Consider the following 24,758-nt stretch of genomic DNA (forward strand, 5'->3'; position numbering starts at 1 on the left):
CTGCGGATGACGGCACCGATCGGCTCGGAAGCGCAGCGACCCAACCCCGCACTCGCACCGCTGGCGCCGTTGCTCGGCGACTGGCGCACGACCGGGACGCACCCGCTGGTCCCGGGGACGACCTTCCACGGCCGCACCTCGTTCGCACGGCTCGAGGGCGGCGCCTTCGTGGTGATGCGCTCCGAGATCGACGAGCCGGAGGTCCCCAGCGGCGTGGCGGTGATCGGCTCGGACGACGCCGCCGGCACCTTCACGATGCTCTACTTCGACGAGCGGGGCACCTCCCGCCGGTACACCGTCGAGGTGGGCGACGGGGAGGTGTCGTGGAAGCGCAACGAGGCGGGCTTCGCCCAGCGCACGGTCCTCACCGTCGCCGGCGACGGCCGTCGACTCGACGCCCGGGGCCGCATGTCGCGCGACGGCGGCCCCTGGGAGGACGACCTGCGACTGACCTACGAGCGGATCGACCGGTAGCGCGGATCGGCCGGTGGGACGACCGCACGGTCACCGGAGGCGCGCCTGGCAGCTCGGGAACCGCTCGGTCCGGCGACCTCGGGCTCGTTAGGTTGGCGAGATGGCACGGCACTGGGTCGCCACCCGCCCCGGGGGCCTGGACGTCTTCGCGTTCGAGGACCACGACGTGCCCCCGCCGGAGCACGGGGAGGTCACGATCGCGGTCCGGGCGGCCGGCATGAACCCCGCCGACGCCCGGCACGTCGCCCGTGGCGACCCGGCCGGCTTCCCGAAGGCGATCGGCTACGAGGTCGCCGGCGTGGTGAGCGCGGTCGGCGAGGACACCGGGATCGGGTCGGGACCGGTGACCGTGGGCGACGAGGTCCTCGCGTTCCGGATCAGCGGCGGATGGGCGACCGAGGTGACCGTCCCGGCGCGGGACGTGTTCGCCAAGCCCGCCTCGCTGTCGTTCGGCGAGGCCGCCACCCTGCTGCTCGCCGGGTGCACCGCCGCGGAGGTGCTGCACGTGACCGGCGTCCGCCAGGGCCACACGATCCTCGTGCACGGTGCCTCCGGCGCGGTGGGGGTCAGCGTGCTCCAGCAGGCTGCGCTGCTGGGGGCCCGGGTGGTCGGGACGGCGAGTGCGGGCAGGTCGGACGTCGTGACCCGGTTCGGCGGGGTACCGGTCCGGTACGGCGACGGGCTCGAGGAGCGGGTGCGCGCTGCGGCGCCGGAGGGGGTGGTGGCCGCGCTGGACTGCGTGGGCACCGACGAGGCCGTCGACGTCTCGCTCGCGCTGGTGGCCGACCGCGACCGGATCGTCACCATCGCCGCGCCCGAGCGGGCGGCCGCCCGAGGCTTCACCGCGATCGCCGGCTCGATGCCGGCCAGCCAGGCCTACCGCGACTCCGTGCGAGCCGACCTCGTCCGGCTGGCCGGTGAGGGGCGGCTCGTCGTCCCCGTCGCCCGGACCTTCCCGCTCGCCGACGCCCTCGAGGCCACCGAGCTGCTGATGAGCCGGCACCCGGGCGGGAAGCTCGTCCTCGAGCCGTAGCCCTGCCCGGTGACGCCCAGCCGGGGGACGTGGTGCCCGCGACCTGCGCGCCGGGTCGGGGGCACGACCGTTCCCCGGCACCCAGGTCAGCGGCGCAGCTCCCGGGCGGGGACGCACTCAGCGAGGGCGCTCCCTGAAGTCGGCGTAGAGGTCGTGCTCGGTGAACTCCCGGCCCAGCTGGCGGCGGAAGAACGCGTTGGTCGAGTAGCGGGTGGAGGAGAGGAAGAAGCGCTCCTCGTTCCTCCTGACCATGGCGAAGAAGGGATCCGCCGCATCCGGGCCGAGGTCGAAGTGGTCGTAGTTGACGACGACGTGCACCCGCCGGTCGAGCGCGGAGAACCGGCGGTCGAGCTCCCGTGCCAGGTCCTCGGCGTCCTGCGCCGTCGCCAGCCGCAGTCCCTCGAAGTTGACGTAGACGGTGTCGGTGGCCGCGTCGAACCGGAACCGCTCCTCCATGCCGACGGGAGGTCGGTCGCGCAGCCCCATCGGCCGGTCGAGGAAGATCGCCGCGTCCATCGTGCACAGGTCGTCCCCGATGACGGGAGCGACGTCCATGTGGGCCAGGACGTCCCGGTCCACGTCGACGCCCGGGGCGACCTCGACCAGCTCGAGGCCCCGGTCGGTGAGCCGCAGGACGCACCGCTCGGTGATGTAGTACACGCACTGCCCGCGCTCGACGGCCAGGCGCCCGTTGAAGGTCACCTGCCCGACCCGTTCGCGGAACTTCGCGACCGCGCCGGTGTCGTCGACGACCAGCGCGCCGTCGCGCACCGCCACCCGCGAGCGGGCGGTGAAGGTGCCGAGGAAGAAGACCGCCTTGGCGTTCTGGCTGATGTTGATGAAGCCGCCCGCACCGGCGACCCTGCGACCGAACCGGCTGACGTTGACGTTCCCCTCCGCATCGGCCTCGGCCATGCCCAGGAACGCCTGGTCCAGCCCGCCGCCGTCGTAGAAGTCGAACTGGTACGGCTGGTCGATGATCGCCTGCGGGTTCGTGACGGCGCCGAAGCTCAACCCGCCGGCCGGGATGCCCCCGACACCGCCGGGCTCGACGGTCAGCGTGATCAGGTCGAGGATCCGCTCCTCGGCCGCCACGGCCGCCACCCCCTCGGGGATGCCGATCCCGAGGTTCACCACCGCGTTCGTCGACAGGCACATCGCGGCGCGGCGGGCGATCACCTTGCGCGCGTCGAGGGGCATCGGCGCCAGCCCGGTGCTGGGCGCGGTGACCTCGCCCGTGTAGGCGGGGTCGTAGGCGACGGCGAAGGTCTGACCGTGGTTGGCGGGCTGTGCGACGACGACCGCGTCGACCAGGATGCCGGGGACCCGCACCTCCCGCGGGCTCAGCGTCCGGTGCTCGGTGACCCGCTCGACCTGCACGATCACCACGCCGCCGGAGTTCTTGGCCGCCTGCGCCATCGACAGCACCTCGAGGGTGAGCGCCTCCCGCTCCATGGTTATGTTGCCCTCGGGGTCGGCCGTCGTCCCGCGCAGGAGGGCCACATGCACCGGCTGCGCGGGGAAGAACAGGTGCTCCTCCCCGCGCAGCGTCACCAGTTCGACCAGCTCCTCGGTGGTGCACTCGTTCATCCGGCCGCCGCCGTGGCGCGGATCGACGAACGTGCCGAGCCCCACCTTGGTCACCACGCCCGGGCGCCCGCCGGCGATCTCCCGGAACAGGTGGCTGATCACTCCCTGCGGCCAGCAGTACGCCTCGATGCGGTCGTCGAGCGCGAGCACGCCGAGGCTCGGCACGAGCCCCCAGTGCCCGCCGATGACCCGGCGCACCATGCCGTCGGCACCGAAGTGGTTCAGTCCACGCGCGCCGCCGTCGCCCTGGCCCGCCGCGTAGACCAGGGTGAGGTCCCGCGGCGAGCCGGTGGCCTCGAACCGCCGTTCCAGCGCGAGCGCCAGCTCCTCGGCGAACCCGACGCCGACGAAGCCGCCGGTGGCGACGGTGTCGCCGTCGAGGACGATCCGCGCCGCGGCGTCGGCCGAGATGACCTTGTTGCGCTGCACCGGACGGCGGGGCTCAGCGCCGGCCGGCGCCGACCGACGCCCGATCGGCGACGGGGTCCCGCGTCAGGTCGCTGCGCGCGGTCTCCCGGCTGAGCACGACGGCGATCACGGTGAGCACGGCGGCACCGGCGAGGTACAGCGAGATGGGCACCGAACTGCCGTACTCGATCAGCAGCGCCGTGGCGATGATCGGGGCCAGGCTGCCCGCCACGATCGAGGACACCTGACCGGCCACCGACAGGCCGCTGTAGCGCACCTGGGTGGAGAACAGCTCGGAGAAGAAGGACGCCTGCGGCCCGTACATCGCTCCGTGGAAGACGAGGCCGACCGTCCCGGCGAGCGCCAGCAGCAGGAAGGACTTCGAGTCGTACAGGGCGAAGAAGACGAAGCCCCACACCCCGACGCCCACGGCCCCCACCAGGTAGACCGGCCGGCGGCCGAACCGGTCGGACGCCGCGCCCATGGCCGGGATCGCCACGAAGTGGATCGCGGAGGCGATGAGGGCCGCGTTCAGCGCCGTGCCCCGCGAGACACCCGCCTCACCGGTGGCGTAGGCCAGGGCGAACGCGGTGAAGACGTAGTAGCCGATGTTCTCCGCCAGGCGGGCGCCGATGGCCAGGATGATCTCCCGGGGGTAGTCCTTGAGCACCTGGACCACCGGCAGCTTGGGGGCCTCCTCGGCCTCGGCGGACTGCTCCCGGGCGGCCCGGAAGACCGGCGACTCCTCGATCGAGACCCGGATCCAGAGACCCACGCCCACCAGCACCGCGCTGAGCAGGAAGGGGATGCGCCAGCCCCAGGACTCGAACTGCTGGTCGTCGGTGAACGCCGAGACGAGCGCGAGGACGGCGACGGCGAGGAGGTTGCCCGCCGGGGCGCCGGCCTGCGGCCAGGAGGCCCAGTACCCGCGCCGCTCCGGCGTGCCGTACTCCGCGGCCATCAGCACCGCACCGCCCCACTCGCCACCGAGGGCGAAGCCCTGCACCAGCCGGAGGAGGATCAGCAGGACGGGCGCCCAGATGCCGATCTGGGCGTAGGTCGGCAGCAGGCCGATCAGGAACGTCGCGCCGCCCATCATCATCAGGGTGATGACCAGCATCTGCTTGCGGCCGATCTTGTCGCCGAAGTGCCCGAAGACCACCCCACCGATGGGGCGGGCCGCGAAGCCCACGGCGTACGTGGCGAACGCGAGCAGCGTGCCGACGAGCGGGTCGAAGTCGGGGAAGAACAGCGTGTTGAAGACCAGCGCGGCGGCCGAGCCGTAGAGGAAGAAGTCGTACCACTCCACGGTCGTCCCGACGAGGCTGGCGCCGACGACCTTGACGATGGACGTGCGGGACGCCGGCGGGACGGCGGCGTCCTGGTGAGACCCGGACATGGTTCCTCCCCTGTTCGTGTGCAGGACCTGTGGTCGTCGCCGGTGCCCGCGGCCGAGGGTGGGACACCGGCGATCCGGGAGCCGTCCGCGAGGGGCGACCGGCTCGGCGTGCGGGACGGGTGCGGCAGCCGGGGGTCCCGGGACGACCGTCGCGCAGGTGGCCGTCGGCAGGACCCGGCTCGGCGCTGCACGGGACCGGACAGCGCCCACGGACGACGGTGCAGGTCCACGCGCACCCCCTCACCGGCCGGGTTCCGGCGACAGCATCGCGGGGTTGCGGCAGATCGGCGAGTTATGGGCGATCTCGATCCGGTGAACGCTCGACGTCGGGGCCGGTGGCGCGGGGACGAGCCGCGTCAGCCGGACGCCGTCGCCGGCTCAGCGCTCCGGAAAGTCGACGACGTCGAGGTCGAGCGGGAACTGCTCCGTGCGCGGTTCCGGCGTCGGGAGGAGGTCCAGGTCCCAGGTCCCCGCGTAGGAGGTGGCGGCGGCGAACTGCGCCGCGTCGAGGGATCCGACGAGGTCCAGGGCGTCGTAGGTGTAGGGCAGGCCACTGGAGCCGAGCACCGAGGTCCCGTCCATGAGGTGGACGTGCAGGTGCGGCGCGGAGGTGTTCCCGCTGTTGCCCAGCAGACCCAGGACCTCGCCCCGGTGGACCCGGTCGCCCGGCGCCACGGTCACCGACCCCTGCTGCAGGTGCGCGTAGAAGGCGTACCGGCCGTCGCCCAGGTCGAGGACCACGTGGTTGCCGTCGACGTTCGCCAGCGTGATGGTCGACGGGTCGGGCAGTTGCCCGGGCACCTGGTCGGGGAGGGAGTCCAGCGTCGCCACGACGGTGGCGTCGGCCACGGCCAGCACCTCGGCGCCGTAGGCCTGGTAGGAGTGCACGTCGGCCGGGTCGCCCACGACGATCCGACCCTGCTCGTCGAGCCGCATCCAGTCGATGGCGAAGCGCTGGGTGTCGGCCAGGTGTCCGTTCACCGGGAGGACGGTGTTGCGGTGGATGCCGTCGGCGGAGCAGCAGCCGTTGAAGGCCACCCAGTTGTCGCCGGCCAGCGGCGGCCCCAGCACGGGAGGCGTGCCGGTCAGGGTGTACGAGGCCGCGGTGTAGTCCAGGGGCCCCGGCTCGGCGCCGCCGCCGAGCGGCGCGCCGGTGAGCAGGAACCGGTGCAGCAGGGACGCGGGGACGTCGGCGGGCACGTCGAAGGTCACGTGCACGAGCACCAGCCGGGAGGCGAACGGCTCGATCACCAGCGAGGCGGCGGGCGTCTTGCCGGTGAGGTCGCGCAGGACCCCGGGCAGGTCGACCGTGCCGATGGTGGCGATCACCCGGTCGGGGTCCTCGCCGTCGAGCACGCGGATCTCCTGCAGCGTCGCCGGCACCGGCTTCGCGTTGGTCAGCTGGATCTCGTAGACGACGTGCAGCCGGCCGTCGGTGCCGAGGACCGGCGCCTGTCCCGGGTCGAGGGTGGCGGCCACCACCGGGGTGAACTGGTCCTCGGGCGTGGCCGGGGAGCTCGCCGGCGCCGGCGGGGCAGCGCCGGCGGCGGCGCAGCCGGTGGCGAGGAGCGCCGCCGCCAGGGCCGCGCCCCAGGCCAGGGGCCGGAGACGGCCACGGCGGCCGATCGGGGACGGAGCGGCTGTCGTGCCCATCGGGGCCCTCCTCGGACGGGGTCGGCACACGGCGCGGAGCGGGCACACGCTCCCGCGACCGACCGCCCCGGCCCGCGCGTCCGTGCGGACGATCGCGTCCGCCACCCGGCGTCGCGCGCGCCGCTACGCACGGGCCGTGCCGGTGCACGGCCCGCCACCCGGGGGAGGTCCGCAGGTCGGCCCGGGAGGCCGGGCGCGCCGGGGACGGTCAGAGGTCGATCCGGGCGCCCATGACGACCGTGCGGTCGGTCGGCAGGTGCAGGAAGTCCGCCTGCCCGGCTGCGTGGGAGGCCAGGACGACGAACAGCCGGGTACGCCAGGCGCCCGGCCCGGCCCGTCGGGTCGGGCGCAGTGTCAGTCGGGTCACGAACCAGGTGGCGGTGTCCGGGTCGTCCGCACCTCCTGGGTCCGCGGACCGGGGGAAGGCGTGGCGGAGCACGGCCGGGAAGTCGGTGGCGTCCTGGAAGCCGAACTCCGCGGTGACGTGGAGGAACCCCTCCGCCGGCACGCCGATCTGCTCGATCCTGAGCCGTCGGTCCCACGGGACGTGCGGCACGGTCGTCGTCCGACCGGTGATCACCACCACCCGGTCGTGGACGACGTGGAAGCGGTCGATGGTCGCGCGCAGCGCGAGAGGAGCGGTCTCCCGAGTCGGGTGCGGGTAGACCGCGACACCGGGTACGCGAGGGAGGGCGGCGGCGCGCACCCTGGCGAGGACGTCGTCCAGCGCCCCCTCCTGCCCCACCCGCCGCGTCACCAGCTCCGCACGTCCCCGGCGCCACGTGGTCATGACCGTGAAGAGCGCGGCCGCGATGAGCAGGGTCACCCATCCCCCGTGGGCGACCTTGGCGAGGTTGGCGACGGAGTAGGTCAGCTCGACCACCCCGAGGACCCCGCCCAGCAGCACCAGCCGGCGCCAGGACCACCGCCACCGCACGCGGGCCACGACGAGCAGCAACGCCGTGGTGATGAGGAAGGTGGCCGTCACCGCGACGCCGTACGCGGTGGCCAGGCGCGCCGAGGAGCCGAAGGCCAGCACCACCAGGAGCACGGCGACGAACAGCGCCTGGTTCACGGCCGGCACGTAGACCTGGCCGGCCTCGCGGGACGACGTGTGCCGGACGCGCAGCCGCGGGAGGTAGCCGAGCCGCATCGCCTGGTGCGACACCGAGAAGGCACCGGCGATGACCGCCTGCGACGCGATGACCGTCGCCGCGGTCGCCAGGACCACCATGGGCAGCTGCGCCCAGGAGGGCAGGAGGAGGAAGAAGGGGTCCTCACGGGCCGTCGGGTCCCGTGCCACGAGTGCCGCCTGCCCCAGGTAGTTCAGCGTCAGGGCGGGGAACACCAGCAGGAACCAGGCACGCCGGATGGGCCGGCGGCCGAACTGGCCCAGGTCGGCGTAGAGCGCCTCCGCCCCCGTGACCGCCAGCACCACCGCACCCATCGCCACGAGGGCCACGGCCGGCCGGCCGGCGGCGAACCGCACGGCGTAGCTCGGCGACAGGCCCCGCAGGATCCCCGGCTGCGCCACCACCTCGGCCAGCCCGGCCGCAGCCAGCGCGGCGAACCACAGGAACATGACGGGACCGAAAACCCCTCCCACCCGGCCGGTCCCCCACCGCTGCACCGCGAACAGCCCGGTCAGCACCGCCACCGCCAGGGGGAGCACCGCGTGGGACAGCCCCGGGGACACCACCTCCAGCCCCTCGACAGCCGACAGCACCGAGATCGCCGGGGTGATGATGCTGTCGCCGTAGAACAACGACGCCCCGAGGACCCCCAGCCCCATGACCACCGCGGCCCTGCCCCGGCTCCGGATGTCGAGGGAGCGCTGGACCAGCGCGGCGAGGGCCAGGACCCCGCCTTCGCCGTCGTTGTCCGCGCGCAGGACGAAGACCACGTACTTCACCGACACGGTCAAGGTCAGCGACCAGAAGACCAGCGACGCGACGCCCAGGACGTCGCCGACGGTCGCCCGCACCGCGCCGCCGTCGACGGCGAACACCGTCCTCATCGCGTACAGCGGACTGGTGCCGATGTCGCCGTAGACGACGCCCAGCGCACCGACCACGAGCGCCTGACCTCCGAGGCCCGGCTCCGGACCCGGTCGCCGCGCCGACGGCGGGTCCTCCTGCGGCACGACCTCGCCGGACACCAGTTCCGCCACGGCCGCGGCCTCCTTCCCGAGCGGCCTCCGCGACGAGGCCGGTGCACCGTCCTACGGCCCGGCTGCCGACCCCTCCGAGCCGTCCGTCACGCGGCGGTGCTCGCGAGGGCCGCGAGCCGGAGGATCTGCGGCCGGTGCGGTTTGCCCTGCTCGGTGAGCGGGATCCCGTCGACCGGGAGGACGTGGAGCCCGGCGGCGGTCTGCTCGCCGAACTCCTCGAGGACGACCGATCGGCACGCGGCGACGTCGATCTCCCGACCTGGCCACGGGACGACGGCGGCGATGCGGTGGCCGGTGTGCGGGTCGAGCACGATGACGGCGTAGCGGACGTCGGGCTGCCGGCACAGCACGTCCTGCAGGCCGATCGGGCTGACCAGGCGGCCGTCGACGCGGGTGCAGTCGACGGCACGGCCGTGGACGTGGAGGTAGCCGGCCGGGTCGAGGTGGCCGAGGTCGCCGGTGCGGTACCAGCCGCCGGCGAAGTGGGCCGCCTGTTCGAGGGGCCGGTTGCGGTAGCCCGAGGCCATCGCGGCCGAGTGGACCTCGATGCTGCCCTCGGTGGCGTCGAGGTCGCCGTCGGGGCGGCGGAAGCGGACCCCGACGCCGGGGAGGACGCGTCCGGCGCAGGTGAACCGTTCGGGGTGGCCGAGGTCGTGCTCGGCCGGGCTCAGTGCGCTGACGATGCCGATCTCGCTGGCGCCGTAGGTGTGGGTGATCACCGGGCCGATCCGGTCCCGGGCGCGCAGCCGCAGCACCGGGGCGGCGTACGCGCCGATGTGGGTCAGCGCCCGGAGGGAGGAGAGGTCCCGGTGGTCGACGTCCGGGTGGTCCATGAGCTCGACCAGCTGGGGTTCGACGAGGAACAGGTCGGTGATGCGCTCGGACTCGATGGCCGCCAGGGTCGCCGCCGGCTCGAAGCCGTCCTGCAGGACCACGGTGCCGCCGCCGAGGAGGGTGGTGTCGACGAGCAGCTGGGTCAGGTAGGGCAGCTTGCCGTTGGCCAGTTGCCGCCGATCCGGGCGGTGCGGACCGGTGACCGTGACCGTCCAGGTGGCGAAGTCGCGGACGCTGCCCTTCGGCACCCCGGTCGTGCCGCCGGAGGAGATGACCACCGCCAGGTCGCCGGCGCGGGCCCGTGCGGGGAGCGGGCCGGCCGGGGCCTCGGCGGCGAGCAGGTCGAGCCGCAACGGCACCCCGGGCACGTCCCCGACGGAGGCGATCGGTGCGGTGGTCGGGGGCAGCAGGTGCGCGGTGCCGGGGAACACCACGACCAGCCGCGGGTCGAGGTCGACCAGCAGCTGGGCGCCCCTGCCCGCATCGGGAGGAGCCGAGAGGTACACCGAGCCGGCGCCGAGCAGGTGGGTGGCGTAGCGGACCGCCAGCGCCTCGGGGCGGTTGGGGGCGTACATCGCGACGAGGTCGCCACGGCCGGTGCCGAGGTCGTCGAGCACCCGGGCGTAGCGGTGGATCTCGCCGAGCAACTCCGATCCGCTGGTGTCGTGGCCGTCGCAGCGGACGACGGTGCGTCCCCCGGCGGCGGTCAGCCGGTCGACGAGGTCCTCGACGTAGACCCGGGCAGCGGTGTGGTCCGTCATGTCGTGCCTCCCTCGCGTGGACGCGCGCGCCCCGCCGAGGCCGCCGCGCCCACCGGCGGTGGCGGAGGACGTGGGGGCTGCCACGACCGTCGAGCGTTCGCCTCGCCGGCCGACGACGCAAGGTGCTGGAGGATCGGGACGCCGGCACGTCCGCGACCGGCGACGTGTTCCGACGCACCGCTGATCCCAGGTGGCCGCACCTCCTGGTGGACAGCGGGTGACGGCGACCGAGGGCGTGGACTGCCGGCCGGCAGCGTGACACGCTCCGCGCAGTCGCCGGACCGCGGAGGCAGCAGCTCGGCACCGCCGCGCGTCTCCTCGAGGCGGTGGAGACCGTGCGCGGACGGGCCGGTGGCTGTCGGTCGCCGACGCCCACCGCCACCACCCGCTGCCGGGAGGACCACGGTCATGACCGCCACTCCGGACCCGCCGTCGACCGGTCCCGGCTCCCGCTCGGGCTCCGCGGGGGGCTCCCCCGCAGCCACCGGAGCGATCCGGCCGTTCTCCAGCGACCCGGACCTCGACTTCGACGTCCGCTGCCTGCTCGGCCAGGCCGGCCACGGGGCGGGTGACGTCGGCATGTGGCTGGCCACCGCGGCGACCGTCACCGACGGCGACCGGTCCAGCTGGTTCACCGCCTGGACCGGGCGCGGTGACCAGCTCGCCGCCGTCGGGGAGTCGTCGGCGGCCACCGATCCGGTCGGCGCGTCCTGGGCCCACCTGGCGGCGTCGAGCGCCTACTCGGCGGCGCTGCTCGCCGTCGACGGCCTCCCGGCCGAGCTGTCCGCCGCGGTCACCCTGCCCACCTTCCGGAACGGCCGCCGCTGCTGGGAAGCGGTGATCGACCTGTCCGGTGGCCGGTACGTCCGCTTCGAGGTGCCCTACGAGGGCACCGTGCTGCCCGGCTGGCTGCTGCGGCCCGACGCGTCGGGAGACCCCCGACCGACGCTGGTGATCACCAACGGCAGCGACGGGGCACTGACCTCGCTGTGGCCGATGGCGTCCGAGGCGCTGGCCCGCGGGTGGAACGCCGCGGTGTTCGACGGGCCCGGTCAGCAGTCGATGCTCTTCGAGCACGGGGTGCCCTTCCGGCCCGACTGGGAGGCGGTGCTCACCCCGGTCGTCGACGTCCTCGTCGCCCGCCCGGACGTCGACGCCGGCGCACTGACCGCCTACGGCATCAGCCAGGGCGGCTACTGGCTGCCGCGGGCCCTGGCCTTCGAGCACCGCTTCGTCGCCGCCGTCGCCGACGGCGGGGTGGTCGACGTCTCCCGCACGTGGCTCGAGCACCTGCCCGCCGAGCTGGTCTCCATGCTCGACACCGGCCAGAAGGACGCGTTCAACGAGGTCCTGGCCACCGTCGGCAGCGACCCCGCCGTCGAACGCACCTTCGCCTTCCGCGCCCGGCCCTACGGCATCTCCGACCCCTTCGACCTGTTCACCGCGGTGCGGCAGTACGACCTGCGCGGCGTCGCAGCCGACATCCGCACCCCGCTGCTGGTCACCGACCCGGTCGGGGAGCAGTTCTTCCCCGGTCAGCCCGCCGAGCTCGCCGGCCTGCTCACCGCCCCGCACGAGCTGGTCCACTTCACCGCTGCCGACGGCGCCGACCTCCACTGCCAGCCGCTGGCCCAGCGGCTGCTCACCGCCCGGGTGTACGCCTGGTACACCACCTGGCTGCAGCGGGCCGGACGCTGAACCGCCACCGAACGGCTGTCGAGGGACGCCGCTCGGCCGGGCCGCGCAGCGACCGCATCCCCGCCGCGGCCCGGCGGGTGCGGTCGTGGCCGCAGGGCCCGGAGCCGCTGGCAGGATCCTCGGCGGGGAGGGATCCGTCATGCCGAGCTCCGACCGGGCCTGGGTCCTCGACGAGGACGAGGCGCTCGAACTGCTCGCCTACCTGCTCACCGCCGCGCGCACGCAGGTCGACGAGGCCGCCGAGTACGGGCCGCTGCGGTTGCTCACCGCCGCCCACCGGCTCGCCGACCGGATCGCACCGCGTTCCTCCGATGCGACCGCCGCCTTTCTCGCCGGCCCGCTGGGACAGGTGCCGGAGCTCGCCGTCCCGCGCGAGGACCGCGAGGGGTACGTCGGCCGCCTCGACGACCTCTGCCGGGCGCTCGCGGCGCACCTGACCGCCCGGTGGGCACCCGACCGGTCGGGGCCGACGTGACCGGCGACGAGGGCCCGGAGCGGGGCGCGGCGGTGCTGCAGGCGATCCGCAGCCGCCGGGTGGTGCGCGCGATGACGGCGGAGCCGATCGACCGCGAGACGCTCGAGACCGTCCTCGACGCCGCCCGGTGGGCGCCGACCGCGGGCAACCGGCACCTGCAGCGGTTCGTCGTCACCGACGACGCCGGCGTCCTCCGGGTGCTGCGCGCGGTCTCCCCCGGCATGCTGCCGCGGCCGGCCGCGGCGATCACCATCTGCACCGATCGGGGGCTGGCGGCCGGCTACGGCTTCCCGCCCGACGCCCCCGGTCCGTTCGTCGACGTCGGGACGGCGATGGCGACGATCCTGCTGGCCGCGCACGCGCTCGGGGTCGGAGCGGGGCCGGTGACCTCCTCCAGCCGCGCCGCGGTCGCCAAGGTCCTGCGCCTCCCGGACTCGTGGCGGCCGGAGCTCGTCGTGTGCCTGGGCCACCCGGGGCCCAGCAGCCCTCCACCGGTGCACGGCCGGCCCGGTCTCACCTGGCGCGACCTCACCCGATGGGTCACCCGGGACCGACCATCCTGACGGCCGACATTCCCGTCGTGCCGGTGCACCACCGCGCTCCCCCACCGGCTCGTCCGGAGGGGCTACCCGCGCCCTCCTCCCCGGGCGTGCGGGAACCCGGCAGCCTCCTGCTCCACCGCGGCGGCCAGCACGTCGAGGTCCCCGACCACGGACGGGTCGGCGACCAGCCCGAAGCCCAGCCGGTCGGCGACCGACAGCACCGCCACCCGCAGCGCGTGGTGCTGCGCCACCTCGACCAGCGGCTGGACCGCGCCGACGGGCGCGCCGAGCACGGTGACCGCCCGGGCCGGGCCGCGCACGTTCGACACGTTGAGCGCGAACGACCGCCCGCTGCGCTGCAGCCGCTGCGACCAGGCCGCCAGGCGGGGCGAGAACCGGGCCATCCGGTCCGCGAGCTCGTCGAGCTCCTGGGCGTCGTGGCGCGCCTTGCGCTGCGCGGTCTCCCGGCGGACGGCGGCCAGCCGGGCCACGGGGTCCGGCTCGTCGACCGGCAGGTCCACGCGGAACCAGGAGTCGCGGTTGCCGGCCCGGTCGCCGTCGTGGTGCATCGTCACCGGCACCTTGACCCTCAGCCCGTGGACTGGCCCGTGCCGGTGCTCCAGCCACCGGCGCAGCGCACCCGCCACCACCGCCAGCACGGCGTCGTTCACCGTCGCGCCGGCCAGGCCGCGGGCGGCCTCGTGCAGAGCCGACATCGAGGTCACGGCGAGGGCGACCTCGCGTCCGCGGCCCACCTCTGCGTCGAACGGGGAGCGCCGCAGCCCGGGGAGGAGCTCCCCGGTCAGCACGCCGGCCAGGGAGGACCGCACCGGGTCCCCGCCCGGCGTCCCCGCCTCCGGGCTCCCGGAGCCCTGCCCGCCGGGGTCTGGGGTGGCCGGGTCCCACAGCACGTCCTCGGCCAGGCGCACGACCGTTCCGCCGTCGGCCAGGGCGTGGTGGACCCGCCAGACCAGGACCGCACCGCCGCCCGCCACCGGGCCGACCACGTCCATCCGCCACAGCGGGCGGCTGCGGTCGAGGTGCTGCCCGAACAACCGGGCCAGCTCGGTGCGCAACCCGGGATCGTCGAGCGGAGCAGCCGCATCGACGGCCCGGACGTGCGCCGCGACGTCCACCTCGCCCGAGCGCCACACCGGCTCGTCGGAGGTCCCGCTCAGCCGCCAGGTCAGCCGCGGCGCGTCCGGCAGCCGGCGGGTGACCGCGTCGCGCAGCTGCCGCAGGTCCGGCGCGCCTGCCGGCAGGTGGACCACCGTGGCCGTGTGCCCCACCAGGTGAGCGTCCTCCAGCGCCAGGATCGCCCGGTCCTCGGCGGTCAGCGGGACGTCCACGGCGGCAGCCTGCCGGTGTGCGGTGGGTGCCGACAAGCAGGATCTCCGGTCCCGTGCCGCCGGCCGACGCCCCGACCACCTGAGGCAGCGATGGACCCTGCCGGACGTGCCAGGACGGTCGTCACCCGCGACGGTCGTCCCCGCTCCCGGCGGCGAGGGAGGGCCGCCCCTGGCTGCTGGGGTCGGACCTCGGAGCGGGTCCGGTGCCGCGCGCGGCGTACCGCAGGCCGACAGGGCGCTCGCCGGCCAGCTGCAGCGCGTCGACCGCACCGACGTCGTCCAACCCGTCCCGGCCGGTGAGCTCGAAGAGCTCGACCTGCTCCTCGATCCACCGCTGGTGGCTGTTCCACGCCGTCAGCGGCGTGGTGCCGAGCGCAGCACCGATCCGCTCCCACGTCGCCCCGGCGCGCAGCGCCGCACGGATGCCCCGGTGCTGCGCGTCGTAGGCCTGCCGAGCGACGAGATCGCTGAGGTCGAGCAGCTCCAGGGACTCGTCGAGGTCCAGCGCCTCGACCTGGCCGCGCAGGTGGTCGGTCCAGGATTGCGACGGTCGGACGGACGGACGCGGGAGCGCCGCCGCGCTGTCCCGCCGGCTGAGGAAGTCCAGCCGGGTCACCGCCGTGACCATGGGGATCGCGTCCACGCGTGGCTCGTGCCTGACCGTCATGCCGACCGAGGGTCCGCAACGAGAGCGCGGGCCTCCGCCACGGACTCGCGTGTCGGAGCCGGGACTCGGGACACGCGGCCGGGCATCACCCTCGCCACTGGCGAGGGCACCGAACGGAACCAGACCCCCCGGCCGTGCGCCACGGTCAGGAGCCCGCGCGAGCGGCTGGTCGGTGGTCGCGACCTCGATCGGGGTGAGCCGGCCCCGGGTCACCGGTCGCGGGACGCCTGGTCGGTCGCGAGACCTGGCCCGTGGCGTCACCGGGGGCGCGCGACGGCCGAGGTCGTCGTCCCCGGCGTCCGCCCCGGAGCGCCGGAGGACGGTGGTCGGGCCCCGGCGGGCGACCGTCCGTCGACGGTCAGGTCGTCGGTCCTGGTGCTCGTTCCCAGCGCCACACCGGGCCCTCCTCCGCGTCGTCGATCTCGGCGACCCGTTCGAACCCGAGCCTCCGCAGCACGGTCGTCGACGGGCACTCCTCCGCCAGGGTGTGCGCCCGGACCAGCGCGACCCCCGCGCGCGCTGCGAGGTCGAGCCACAGCCGCACCGCCCCGCTCGCGTGCCCGCGTCCGCGGTGGGCGGGGGCCACGCTGTAACCGATCTCGACGACCCCGTCGGCGGGTGGTCCGGTGAACCCGCCCATCCCCACGACGAGGTCGGCCACCGGGTCGATCACGAGGTGGCTGAACCACTGCGGCGGCATCCCGGACCGGAGTGCGTCGAGCGTCGCCGGGAGCGCCTCCGGGAAGGCGAGGTAGTCCGTGGCCACGTCCAGGCCGAAGCGGTCGCGGAAGGCGGCGTCCGACTCCAGGAGTGCCTCCGCGATCTCGACGGTGACCGGGACGACCTCCGTGCGGTCGGTGCGCATCGTGGCTCCCTGCGCGCGGAGGTCGGTCACGGCCGGGCCGCCTCGGCGGTCCCGTCCACGCTCGCCCCCTGCGCTGCCGCGGTCGCGGCCACCGTCGCCACGAGGCCGAGGACGACGCGGACGTGGTGCCAGCGGGCCCAAGTCCGCAGCAGGTCCCGGGTCTCGGGGTCCGTGAGCCGACCGGACGTGAAGCGGTGGTTGGCCGGCTCGTTCACGGTGAGGGTGACGGCGACGACGCCCCCGGTGGCCACCGCGGCGACCGCGGCGGCGCCGGACCTGCGGCGGCCGAGGAGCTGGGTGACCGCCGATGCGAGGCTGACGGCGCCCGCTCCGGCGCCCAGCGGGATCATCAGGCTCCGGATGCGCTCGGCGTGCGCCGTGAACCACCGGCGGAACTCGGCCGGCGGCGTCGCGCGCCAGGACGGCACGAGCACCACCTGGATGAAGACCATGCCGCCCGCCAGGACGCCGGCGGACGTCGCCGAGGCCAGCCCGAGCGGCCGGGCCCACCGGGCGACGCGGGTCGTGTGTGCGTGCTCCATCGGAGGCTCCTCTCACGCGGTGGCGAACGGGGGCGGTGTCCGAGGTGGTCCCGGGCGTGCTCGCCCTCTCGCCGGCCGGACCCGCTGCGTGCGGGCCGGCCGGTCCGACTACACCGGTGCCGGCTGTCCCGGATCTGCTCCGGACCTGTCCTCGGTGGACCGGGGACCCGCGCGGACGGCGCCCCGTCCCGCCCGGGCGCCCCGCTCGGCGGCGACGTCGTCGAGCGTCGTGCCGGTGGCCTGGCGGCGCACGTCCTCCGCCCCCGGCCCCAACCGCACGCGCAGCCCGTCGGCCAGCCGTTCGGTGAGCTCGCGCTCCACCGGTGGGTCGGGTATCCCCCGGGCCCGCCGGTCGGTCGCGGCGACCTCGAGGAGCAGCAGCGCGTCACGGTCGTCACCCGCCGCCGCTCGGGCGGCCGCCAGCGCCTCGACGGCGTGGCACAGGGCCCCGCGGTGCTCGATCGCCGTCGCGACCGCCATCGCCTCCTCGGCCAGCGCAGTGGCGGTCCCGGCGGCTCCCTCGGCGCTCCTGGCGCGCGCCAGGAGCGTCAGCGCGGCCGCCACGCCCTCCCGGTACCCGATCCGGCGATGGGCCTCCAGGGCCTGCTGCGCCGCGCAGGCGGCCGCCGGACCGTCCCCGGCGCGGAGGGCGTCGCGCGCGCGCTGGGTCGAGGCCAGGCCCTCCAGGTGCGCGTCCCCGCTCCGCCGCGCAGCGACCGCGGCTGCCGCCGTCCTGTCCCCGGCGTCGGGATCGTGGCGATCCAGGGCGGTGCGCGCCCGGAGGACGACCGCGACGGCGCGGCGCCAGGAGTCGCCCTCCGCTGCCAGGCGCTCGATCGCCTCGTCGTGCGCGGCGGCGGCTGCGTCGAGGTCGCCGAGCGCCCACAGGGCGACGCCGAGCGTGATCAGCGCGTCTCCGGTCCCGCGGTCGTCGCCGGCCGCCCGGCTGAGGTCCGCGGCCGCGGCGCAGGCGTCCCGCGCCCGGGCCAGGTCGCCCAGCGGGGCCGCGACCAGGCCGACGCCGAGCAGGACCCGTGACCGGACGCGTGGATCGTCGATCTCGGCCCGTTCGGCGCGGTCGAGCCACGAGCGGGCCTCGGCCAGCTGCCCCTCCAGCGTCCAGAACCACGCCAGCGCGCCGACCAACCGGGCACCCAGCTCGGGTGCGTTGCCGTCCAGGCACCACCGCAGCGCCGCCCGGAGGTCGGGCAGCACCTCCCGGAGCAGGACGAGCCACGGCTGCTGGGCGTTCGTCCGCACCTGCCGGTCGCCCGCCTCCGCCATCGCGAGGTGGTGCTGCGCGTGGCGCCTGCGGACCTGGGGTGCGTCGGGAGCGCTCGCCAGCACCTCGCCGGCGTGGGCGCGGATCGAGTCGAGCAACCGGTAGCGGTCGGGACCGGCGCGGGCGACCAGCGACTGGCGCACCAGGGAGGCCAGCAACCGGAAGTGCTCGACGTCGGGCGATCCGGGATCGCGCCCCGCCACCGCCGCCGCGGCGTCGACGTCGAAGGTCCCGGCGAAGACCGCGAGGCGGGTGAGGAGTGCGCGCTCGTCCGCGGTGAGCAGGTCGACGCTGGAGGAGATCGCGGCCCGCAACGTCCGCTGCCGCGCGACCACGTCCCGGGTCTCCGACACCAGCAGGGCGAACCGGTCGTCCAGTCGTTCGAGGATCGTTGCCGGGCTCACCACGTCCACGTGGGCCGCGGCCAGCTCGATCGCCAAGGGCAGTCCGTCCAGGACCCGGCAGACGGCAGCCACGTCCGCGGCGTTCGCGTCGTCGATCCGGAACCCCGGTTGCACCGCCGCCGCACGCTGCGCGAACAACTCGACGGACGCCGCGCGGCCGATCTGCGCGGTGGTCACGGCACCACCCACGGGGGGCAGCGTCAGGGGTGGCACGGGCCAGACGACCTCCCCGGTGACCCCGAGCGGACGACGGCTGGTGGCGAGCTGACGCACCCGGGGGCAACCGTGCAGCACCGCCACGGCCAGAGTGGCTGCGCCGCCCACCACGTGCTCGCACGTGTCGAGGACGAGCACCCCGGGGCGGTTCCCGAGGTGGGCCACCACGGCCTGCACCACGTCGCTGCCCGGGGCCGTCGGGGTCCCCGTGGCGGCGGCGACGACACTCGCGACGGCGGCATCGTCGTGTGCACCGCTGAGGTCGGCGAACCACTCGGGACCACGGTCGGGTCCCCGCTCCAGGACCGCCAGCGCCAAGCGGGTCTTCCCGGTCCCACCCGGACCGGTGAGGGTCAGCAGTCCCGCCTCCTCGAACGCCGCGGTCACCGCGGTGGTCTCGGCGTCCCGGCCGACCAGCGAGGTGACGGCACGACGCCCGGAGACCCGCTGCCCGGCCTCCTCCGGCGGACCGACGCCGGCAGCCCCCGGGGGCTCCGGGAGCCCCCCTCCCGGCACGCGCGGGTCGGCTGCGACCGGCGCAGCGGCCGACAGGGCCGGGTCCTGGAGGAGGACGCGGTGCTCGAGCTCCAGGACCGCCGGGCTGGGATCCAGGCCGAGTTCGTCGGCCAGGGTCCGGCGCAGCGCCGCCGCGGCGGCCAGGGCGTCGCCCTGACGCCCGCTCCGGTACAGCGCCAGCATGAGGGAGCTCGTCAGGTTCTCCCGCAGCGGGTGGGTCCGGGCCAGCGCCTGTGCCGCGGGGACGGCCTCCTGGTGGCGTCCCAGCTCCAGCAGGCAGGTCAGGCGCCTCTCCTGCGCCTGCAGGTACAGCTCCTCCAGCTCGGTGACGTGGGGCACGGCCCACGGCAGTCCGGCGGCATCGGCGAGCGGGTCCCCCCGCCACAGGTCCAGCGCCTGGTCGAGCGCGGCGAGGGTCCGGGCCGGCTCTCCACCGGCTCCTCGGACGAGCCGGCTGAACCGGGCACAGTCCACGGCCGCCGCCGGCACGTCGAGGACGTAGCCCCCTCCCGTCGTGCGCAGCGGGAGCTCCTCCTGCCCTCCGATCGCCCGTCGGAGATAGGAGACCATCCGGTGCACCGCGTTGGCGGCGTCGGCGGGCGGGCAGCCGTTCCACGTGCGATCGGCCAGCAACGGCCCGGGCACCGGCTCGCCGGGGTGCAGCAGGAGGTAGGTGAGCAGCACCCGGGGATGACCGCGGCGGACCGCCACGGCCTTCCCGCCGGACCGCACCTGCAGCGGGCCGAGGACCGAGAAGTCCACGGGCCGCAGCCTAGCCAGCGGGTGGTCCCGGCAGGGCCGTCACGGAGCGCGGGACGGGCGTCGGGACACCGGCAGGTCTCGCGACAGACCACGCCAGGTCCGTGACAGCCGCAGGGCAGAGCCCGCCGGTGGACTGTCTCCACCGCCCGACGGCGGCCGGCCCCGGTCCGGGGCCGGAGCCAGCCACCGCACGAGGAGAGCAGCGATGAACGACACCACGTCCGGTCCGACCTCCGGCTCCAGCCCGAACGTCGCGATCATCTACTACTCGGCCACCGGGAACGTGCACGCGCTGGCCGAAGCGGTGCGGGAGGGCGCCGAGAAGGCCGGTGCGCAGGTGCGGGTCCGCAAGGTCGCCGAGCTGGCGCCGGAGGAGGCGATCCGCCGTAACGAGGCATGGGCCGCCCACGCGCAGGCCAGCGTCGACGTGCCGCAGGCGACGAAGGGCGACCTGCTCTGGGCCGATGCCGTGGTCTTCGGGACGCCGACCCGGTACGGGCTGCCGGCGGCGCAGCTCAAGCAGTTCCTGGACACCACCGGCGCCCTCTGGGAGCAGGGCCTGCTCGCCGACAAGGTGTACGCCGCGTTCACCAGCAGCGCCACCAGGCACGGCGGTCAGGAGTCGACCCTGCTGGCCCTGGCGAACACCTTCTACCACTGGGGCGGTTACATCGTGCCGCCTGGCTACACCGATCCCGTGCAGTTCGAGGCCGGCAACCCCTACGGCGTCGGCCACGTCAGTGACGACGGCGCGACGCCGGTCGGTGACGTCGAGTGCGCGGCCGCCGCCTACCTGGGCCGGCGCGTCGCGACCGTCACGAAGCGGTTGCTCGCCGGAGCCGCAGCAGCCTGACGGACGGCGGCGGGCGGTCGACCGACGCCCGCCGTCCCCGGTCACCTCCCCCGCAACGGACAGCCGACCGGACACCAGGAGTCGACCGTGAACACCTACGACCCCGCGGACTACGTCTGCTACGTCCCCATGGACCGCAGACTCGAGCCCTTCGACCCCACCGCACCAGGCGGCCCCACCGCGCAGCGCCTGCCACGCGGATACGCCAACGCCTCCCCCGCCACCCGCCTGAGGAGCCGCACCGCCGCGCGCGCGGGCTCCGACCCGCGTCGCCGGCCCGCGCCGGCCGCCGTCTGCTGACCGGGCCGGCTCGCGTGGCCGGGGCCTCGTCCGGACCCACGGCTGACCAGCGGATCCAGGGCCCTCGGCCTCGTCCCGCGACCGCCGGTCGCCGTCCGCGAACGCCGCGAGGACAGGATCGCGACAGGCACCGGCTGCACCGGAGCCGTGCACCCGACACCACCCCGCCCCTCCCCCGCACCTGGAGTCGCCATGCCGTCCCCCGTCGACGTCGCCGCACTGTTGACGACGTCATCCACCCTGCGGCGACTCGGCGCCTACGACATCACCGACGACCCGGAACGCGTGGACCTCGACGTCGTCCACGCCTTCCTGTCCGGCGAGTCGTACTGGCGCAGAGGCGTCAGCAGGGAACGGGTCGCACGGTCGGTGCGGATGTCGCTGCCGCTGTCGGTGCACCTGGCCACGGCGACACCGACGATGGTCGGTTTCACCCGCGTCGTCACCGACACCGCGACACACGCCTGGCTCGACGACCTCTTCGTCCTCCGCGAGCACCGCCGCCGCGGGATCGCCGGCGCACTGGTGGAGGCGGCCCTGTCTCACCCCGCCGTCACCGACGCCTCCCTCCAGCTGCTGCTGACCGCCGACGCGCACGCCCTGTACGCACGGCACGGGTTCCGGCCGTTCCCCGAGCCGGGCGCCCTGATGGCACGACACCCGCAGGCCTCGCCCGTCTCCTGAGGCGCTCGCGACGCAGCACCGTCGAGGCCGAGGCCGGCGCCCCCGGCGGACCTCCTGGTGCACCCCTGACCGGGACCGGCGACAGCCGGCCGCGGGATCCTGATGAGACCTCGGTGCCGGTCGGCACCCCCGCGGCACCGGTACGGTCGACCATGGACGGCGTGGCCCGCGGAACCCTGCGCATCCACCTCGGCGCCGCCCCCGGCGTCGGGAAGACCCACGCCGTGCTGGACGAGGCGCACCGGCGGGCCTCCCGCGGTACGGACGTCGTCATCGGGCTGGTCGAGACGCACGGGCGGCGGCACACCGCCGACCAGCTCACGGGCCTGGAGGTGCTGCCGCGGCGCGCGGTCACCCACCGGGGCGTGACGCGGACCGAGCTCGACGTCGATGCCGTGCTGGCCCGGCACCCCGAGGTCGTCGTCGTCGACGAGCTCGCCCACACCAACGCACCCGGGTCGAGGAACCCCCACCGCTGGCAGGACGTCGACGAGATCCTCGACGCCGGCATCCACGTGCTGTCCACGGTCGACCTCCAGCACCCGGAGAGCCTCGACGACGTCGTCGAGCAGATCACCGGCACCGCCCAGCAGGAGACCGTGCCCGACGCCGTGGTCCGCCGGGCCGGCCAGGTCGAGCTGGTGGACACGACCGCGGAGGCGCTGCGCCGGAGGCCGGCCCACGTCGACCCGGCCGAGCGGGTCGACGCGGCGCCGGCCGACCGGGTCGACGAGGAACCGCGGCGGTACGCGGCCGAGCACGACACCGACCTCGTGTGGGAGACCCGCGAGCGGGTGGTCGTGGCGCTCACCGGCGGCCCGGAGGGCGAGACGCTGGTCCGCCGCGCCTCCCGGGTGGCCCAGCGCTCCGGCGGCGACCTGCTGGCCGTGCACGTCCTCGCCTCCGACGGGCTCACCGGCGCCTCCCCCGGCGCGCTGCGCACGCTGCGGGAGCTGGTGGACAGCCTGGGCGGCAGCTACCACCAGGTGGTCGGTGACGACGTCGCCGCGGCGCTGCTGGAGTTCGCCCGCAGCGTCGACGCCACCCAGCTGGTCATCGGCACCAGCCGGCGCTCCCGCTGGGCCCGCGCGGTGCGCCGGGGCATCGGCGGCCAGGTGGTCGCCGACTCCGGCGAGATCGACGTGCACGTCGTCACCCACGCCGCGGCCGGCTCCCGCGGCTGGCGGCTGCCGCCGCTGACCGGGGCGCTCACCGCCCGTCGCCGGTGGACGGGTCTGCTCCTCGCCGTCGTCGGCGTACCGGTCCTCACCACCCTGTGCCTGCTCACCGGCGCCTCGCTGCCGGTCGTGCTGCTGGCCTTCCTCCTGCTGGTGCTGGCCGTGGCGTTGACCGGGGGCCTGTGGCCCGCGCTGGTGGCCGCGGTGCTCGGCGGGCTGGCGGAGAACTGGTTCGTGGTGCCTCCCACCCGGCAGTTCACCGTGCACCGGATGGACGACGTCGTGGCCCTGCTGAGCGGGCTGGTGGTGGCCACCGCGGTCGCCACCGTCGTGGACCGCTCGGCGCGGCGGGCCACCGTGGCCGCCCGCTCCCGGGCGGAGACGGCGATGCTCGCCTCCCTCGCCCGGTCCGTGCTCGCCGGTGACCGGGCCCTGCCCAGCCTGCTGGAGCAGATCCGCGAGGCGTTCGGGCTGCGGTCGGTGACGATGGTCGAGCGCACCCGCGACGGCGAGGGAGCGGTCGGCACGTGCGGTCGGCCGGACGCCGGCGGCGAGGCGGTCGAGACCGTCGGGATCACCGACACCCTCGCGCTCCGGCTGGCGGGCCGCCCCCTGCCCGCGGAGGAGCGGCGGCTGCTGGTCGCCTTCGCCGAGCAGGCCGCCGTGGCCCTCCACCAGCGCCGGCTGACCGCGCAGGCCGCCGAGGCCGACCGCCTGGCCGCGGGCAACAGCATGCGCAGCGCCCTCCTCGCCGCGGTCAGCCACGACCTGCGCACCCCGCTGGCCGGGATCAAGGCGGCCGTGTCGGCCCTGCGTGCCGCCGACCTCGACCTCGACGACGCCGACCGGGCGGAGCTCACGGCGACCATCGAGGAGTCGACCGACCGGCTCGTCGACCTGGTGGAGAACCTGCTGGACATGAGCCGCCTGCAGGCCGGTGTCGTCAGCCCGGTGCTGAGCCCGTCGGACCTGCCCGCGGTGGCGCAGCGGGCGCTGCGCACGCTGGACGCGACCGACCGCGCCCGCGTCCGCCTGGACTGGCCGGACGACCTCCCCCTCGTCCGGGCCGATCCCGGGCTGCTCGAGCGGGTGGCCGCCAACCTGGTGGGCAACGCGGTGCGGCACGCGTCCGCCGGCCCGGTGACCGTGGCGGCCGCAGCCCTGGGCGCCCGGGTCGAACTGCGTGTCGTCGACCGCGGTCCGGGCGTCGCCCTGGCGGACCGGGACCGCGTCTTCGCCCCCTTCCAGCGGCTGGGGGACGCCCCGGCCGGGCAGGGCGTCGGCCTGGGGCTCGCGGTGGCCCGGGGACTCACCGAGGCGATGGGCGGCAGCCTCACCGCGGAGGACACCCCGGGTGGCGGGCTGACGATGGTGGCCTCGCTGCGGGCGGCGGCCGTCCCCGTCCCGGCGACCCCGCTGCCCGCGCCGTGAGCCGGGTCCTGGTCGTCGACGACGACCCGCTGCTCACCCGGGCCCTGCGGGTGACCCTCCGCGCGTCCGGCTACGAGGTGGTGACCGCCGTCGACGGCCGCACCGCGCTGCGGGAGGCCGCCGCGGAACGCCCCGACCTGGTCGTCCTGGACCTGGGACTGCCCGATCTCGACGGCACCGAGGTCCTCGCCGGCCTGCGTCCCTGGTTCGCCGGGCCGGTGCTCGTCCTCTCCGCCCGCGCCGACAGCCGGGACAAGGTCGGGGCGCTGGACGCCGGCGCGGACGACTACGTGTCCAAGCCCTTCGACACCGGCGAGCTCCTGGCCCGCCTGCGGGCGCTGCAGCGCAGGGCCGTCCCGGAGCCGGACGGTCCGGTGGTGCACGCCGGCTCCTTCACCGTCGACCTGGCCGCCCGGCAGGTGACGGTCGCCGGGGCCGTCGTCCGGCTCACCCCCACCGAGTGGGGCCTGCTCTCCGAGCTGGTCCGCGCACCCGGGCGGCTGGTCAGCCAGCGGCAACTGCTGCACGCGGTGTGGGGACCCGCCTACGAGCGGGAGACCCACTACCTGCGCGTCTACATGGGGCAGTTGCGCCGCAAGCTCGAGCCGGACCCGGCGCACCCCCGCCACCTGCTCACCGAGCCCGGGATGGGCTACCGCTTCACCCCGTGAG

At 75.4% G+C, this 24,758-nt stretch carries 20 protein-coding genes; 10 read left to right on the plus strand and 10 right to left on the minus strand.

Annotation, left to right across the window (positions count from 1 at the left end; all coding sequences use genetic code 11):
• Window positions 1–6 precede the first annotated feature (6 nt).
• Both LY71_RS11095 and LY71_RS11100 read left to right on the plus strand, forming a co-directional pair.
• Complete coding sequence (locus LY71_RS11095; protein ID WP_106277366.1) at window positions 7–474, plus strand: DUF1579 domain-containing protein; 468 nt, start codon at window positions 7–9, stop codon at window positions 472–474.
• A 100-nt stretch (window positions 475–574) separates the two neighbouring features.
• The gene (locus LY71_RS11100) at window positions 575–1,507 is read left to right on the plus strand and encodes a quinone oxidoreductase family protein (protein WP_106277368.1); all 933 of its coding nucleotides are present in this window, start codon (window positions 575–577) and stop codon (window positions 1,505–1,507) included.
• A 117-nt stretch (window positions 1,508–1,624) separates the two neighbouring features.
• Here the strand turns inward: LY71_RS11100 and LY71_RS11105 are convergent, their stop codons facing one another.
• The 5 genes from LY71_RS11105 to LY71_RS11125 form a co-directional block, all read right to left on the minus strand.
• Window positions 1,625–3,526 (minus strand): acyl CoA:acetate/3-ketoacid CoA transferase, encoded by a 1,902-nt coding sequence (locus LY71_RS11105; protein WP_106277370.1) that lies wholly within the window; start codon window positions 3,524–3,526, stop codon window positions 1,625–1,627.
• A 13-nt stretch (window positions 3,527–3,539) separates the two neighbouring features.
• Window positions 3,540–4,904, minus strand: coding sequence for an MFS transporter (locus LY71_RS11110; RefSeq protein ID WP_106277373.1), 1,365 nt, complete (start codon window positions 4,902–4,904; stop codon window positions 3,540–3,542).
• Between the two features lie 378 nt (window positions 4,905–5,282).
• Window positions 5,283–6,557 carry a M23 family metallopeptidase gene (locus tag LY71_RS11115; RefSeq protein ID WP_106277375.1) on the minus strand — a complete coding sequence of 425 codons (1,275 nt, stop codon included), beginning with the start codon at window positions 6,555–6,557 and terminating at the stop codon, window positions 5,283–5,285.
• Window positions 6,558–6,765: 208 nt separating this feature from the next.
• Complete coding sequence (locus LY71_RS11120; RefSeq protein WP_211297264.1) at window positions 6,766–8,727, minus strand: potassium transporter Kup; 1,962 nt, start codon at window positions 8,725–8,727, stop codon at window positions 6,766–6,768.
• An 86-nt stretch (window positions 8,728–8,813) separates the two neighbouring features.
• Window positions 8,814–10,322 (minus strand): class I adenylate-forming enzyme family protein, encoded by a 1,509-nt coding sequence (locus LY71_RS11125; RefSeq protein WP_106277378.1) that lies wholly within the window; start codon window positions 10,320–10,322, stop codon window positions 8,814–8,816.
• A 408-nt stretch (window positions 10,323–10,730) separates the two neighbouring features.
• Here LY71_RS11125 and LY71_RS11130 point away from each other — a divergent pair, with 408 nt between their 5' ends.
• The 3 genes from LY71_RS11130 (at window position 10,731) to LY71_RS11140 (ending at window position 13,058) form a co-directional block, all read left to right on the plus strand.
• Window positions 10,731–12,020 carry an alpha/beta hydrolase family protein gene (locus LY71_RS11130; protein ID WP_211297265.1) on the plus strand — a complete coding sequence of 430 codons (1,290 nt, stop codon included), beginning with the start codon at window positions 10,731–10,733 and terminating at the stop codon, window positions 12,018–12,020.
• Window positions 12,021–12,159: 139 nt separating this feature from the next.
• A complete protein-coding gene (locus LY71_RS11135) occupies window positions 12,160–12,495 on the plus strand; it encodes a DUF6092 family protein (protein ID WP_106277380.1) in 336 nt (111 codons plus the stop codon).
• Window positions 12,492–13,058: a nitroreductase family protein gene (locus LY71_RS11140; RefSeq protein WP_146146111.1), complete on the plus strand. Its 567-nt coding sequence runs from the start codon at window positions 12,492–12,494 to the stop codon at window positions 13,056–13,058. The genes LY71_RS11135 and LY71_RS11140 overlap by 4 nt, the downstream gene beginning before the upstream one ends.
• Window positions 13,059–13,120: 62 nt before the next feature.
• On the opposite strand, the gene LY71_RS11145 is transcribed toward LY71_RS11140, so the two are convergent.
• From LY71_RS11145 to LY71_RS11160, 5 genes are all read right to left on the minus strand, one after another.
• On the minus strand, window positions 13,121–14,386 hold the full coding sequence (locus tag LY71_RS11145; protein ID WP_170121311.1) for a wax ester/triacylglycerol synthase domain-containing protein: 1,266 nt from the start codon (window positions 14,384–14,386) through the stop codon (window positions 13,121–13,123).
• A gap of 121 nt (window positions 14,387–14,507) precedes the next feature.
• Window positions 14,508–15,029: a hypothetical protein gene (locus LY71_RS23440; protein WP_170121312.1), complete on the minus strand. Its 522-nt coding sequence runs from the start codon at window positions 15,027–15,029 to the stop codon at window positions 14,508–14,510.
• A gap of 382 nt (window positions 15,030–15,411) precedes the next feature.
• Window positions 15,412–15,948 (minus strand): GNAT family N-acetyltransferase, encoded by a 537-nt coding sequence (locus LY71_RS23730; RefSeq protein ID WP_211297266.1) that lies wholly within the window; start codon window positions 15,946–15,948, stop codon window positions 15,412–15,414.
• The gene (locus tag LY71_RS11155; protein ID WP_106277388.1) at window positions 15,945–16,460 is read right to left on the minus strand and encodes an anthrone oxygenase family protein; all 516 of its coding nucleotides are present in this window, start codon (window positions 16,458–16,460) and stop codon (window positions 15,945–15,947) included. The genes LY71_RS23730 and LY71_RS11155 overlap by 4 nt, the downstream gene beginning before the upstream one ends.
• 108 nt (window positions 16,461–16,568) lie before the next feature.
• Complete coding sequence (locus LY71_RS11160; RefSeq protein WP_106277390.1) at window positions 16,569–19,640, minus strand: AfsR/SARP family transcriptional regulator; 3,072 nt, start codon at window positions 19,638–19,640, stop codon at window positions 16,569–16,571.
• Between the two features lie 205 nt (window positions 19,641–19,845).
• Between LY71_RS11160 and wrbA the strand changes: the two genes are divergently transcribed.
• From wrbA to LY71_RS11185, 5 genes are all read left to right on the plus strand, one after another.
• Window positions 19,846–20,493, plus strand: a complete 648-nt coding sequence (gene wrbA / locus LY71_RS11165; RefSeq protein ID WP_106277392.1) for an NAD(P)H:quinone oxidoreductase — start codon at window positions 19,846–19,848, stop codon at window positions 20,491–20,493.
• 87 nt (window positions 20,494–20,580) lie between these two features.
• Window positions 20,581–20,793 (plus strand): hypothetical protein, encoded by a 213-nt coding sequence (locus LY71_RS11170; protein ID WP_106277394.1) that lies wholly within the window; start codon window positions 20,581–20,583, stop codon window positions 20,791–20,793.
• A 192-nt stretch (window positions 20,794–20,985) separates the two neighbouring features.
• A complete protein-coding gene (locus LY71_RS11175; protein ID WP_106277396.1) occupies window positions 20,986–21,477 on the plus strand; it encodes a GNAT family N-acetyltransferase in 492 nt (163 codons plus the stop codon).
• Window positions 21,478–21,629: 152 nt separating this feature from the next.
• Entirely contained in the window at window positions 21,630–24,086 is a 2,457-nt protein-coding gene (locus tag LY71_RS11180) for an ATP-binding protein (protein ID WP_211297267.1), read from the plus strand.
• Entirely contained in the window at window positions 24,083–24,757 is a 675-nt protein-coding gene (locus LY71_RS11185) for a response regulator (RefSeq protein WP_106277398.1), read from the plus strand. The genes LY71_RS11180 and LY71_RS11185 overlap by 4 nt, the downstream gene beginning before the upstream one ends.
• Window position 24,758 lies beyond the last annotated feature (1 nt).

Origin of the sequence: Geodermatophilus tzadiensis (genome assembly GCF_003002915.1) — a bacterium.
Lineage (GTDB): Bacteria > Actinomycetota > Actinomycetes > Mycobacteriales > Geodermatophilaceae > Geodermatophilus > Geodermatophilus tzadiensis.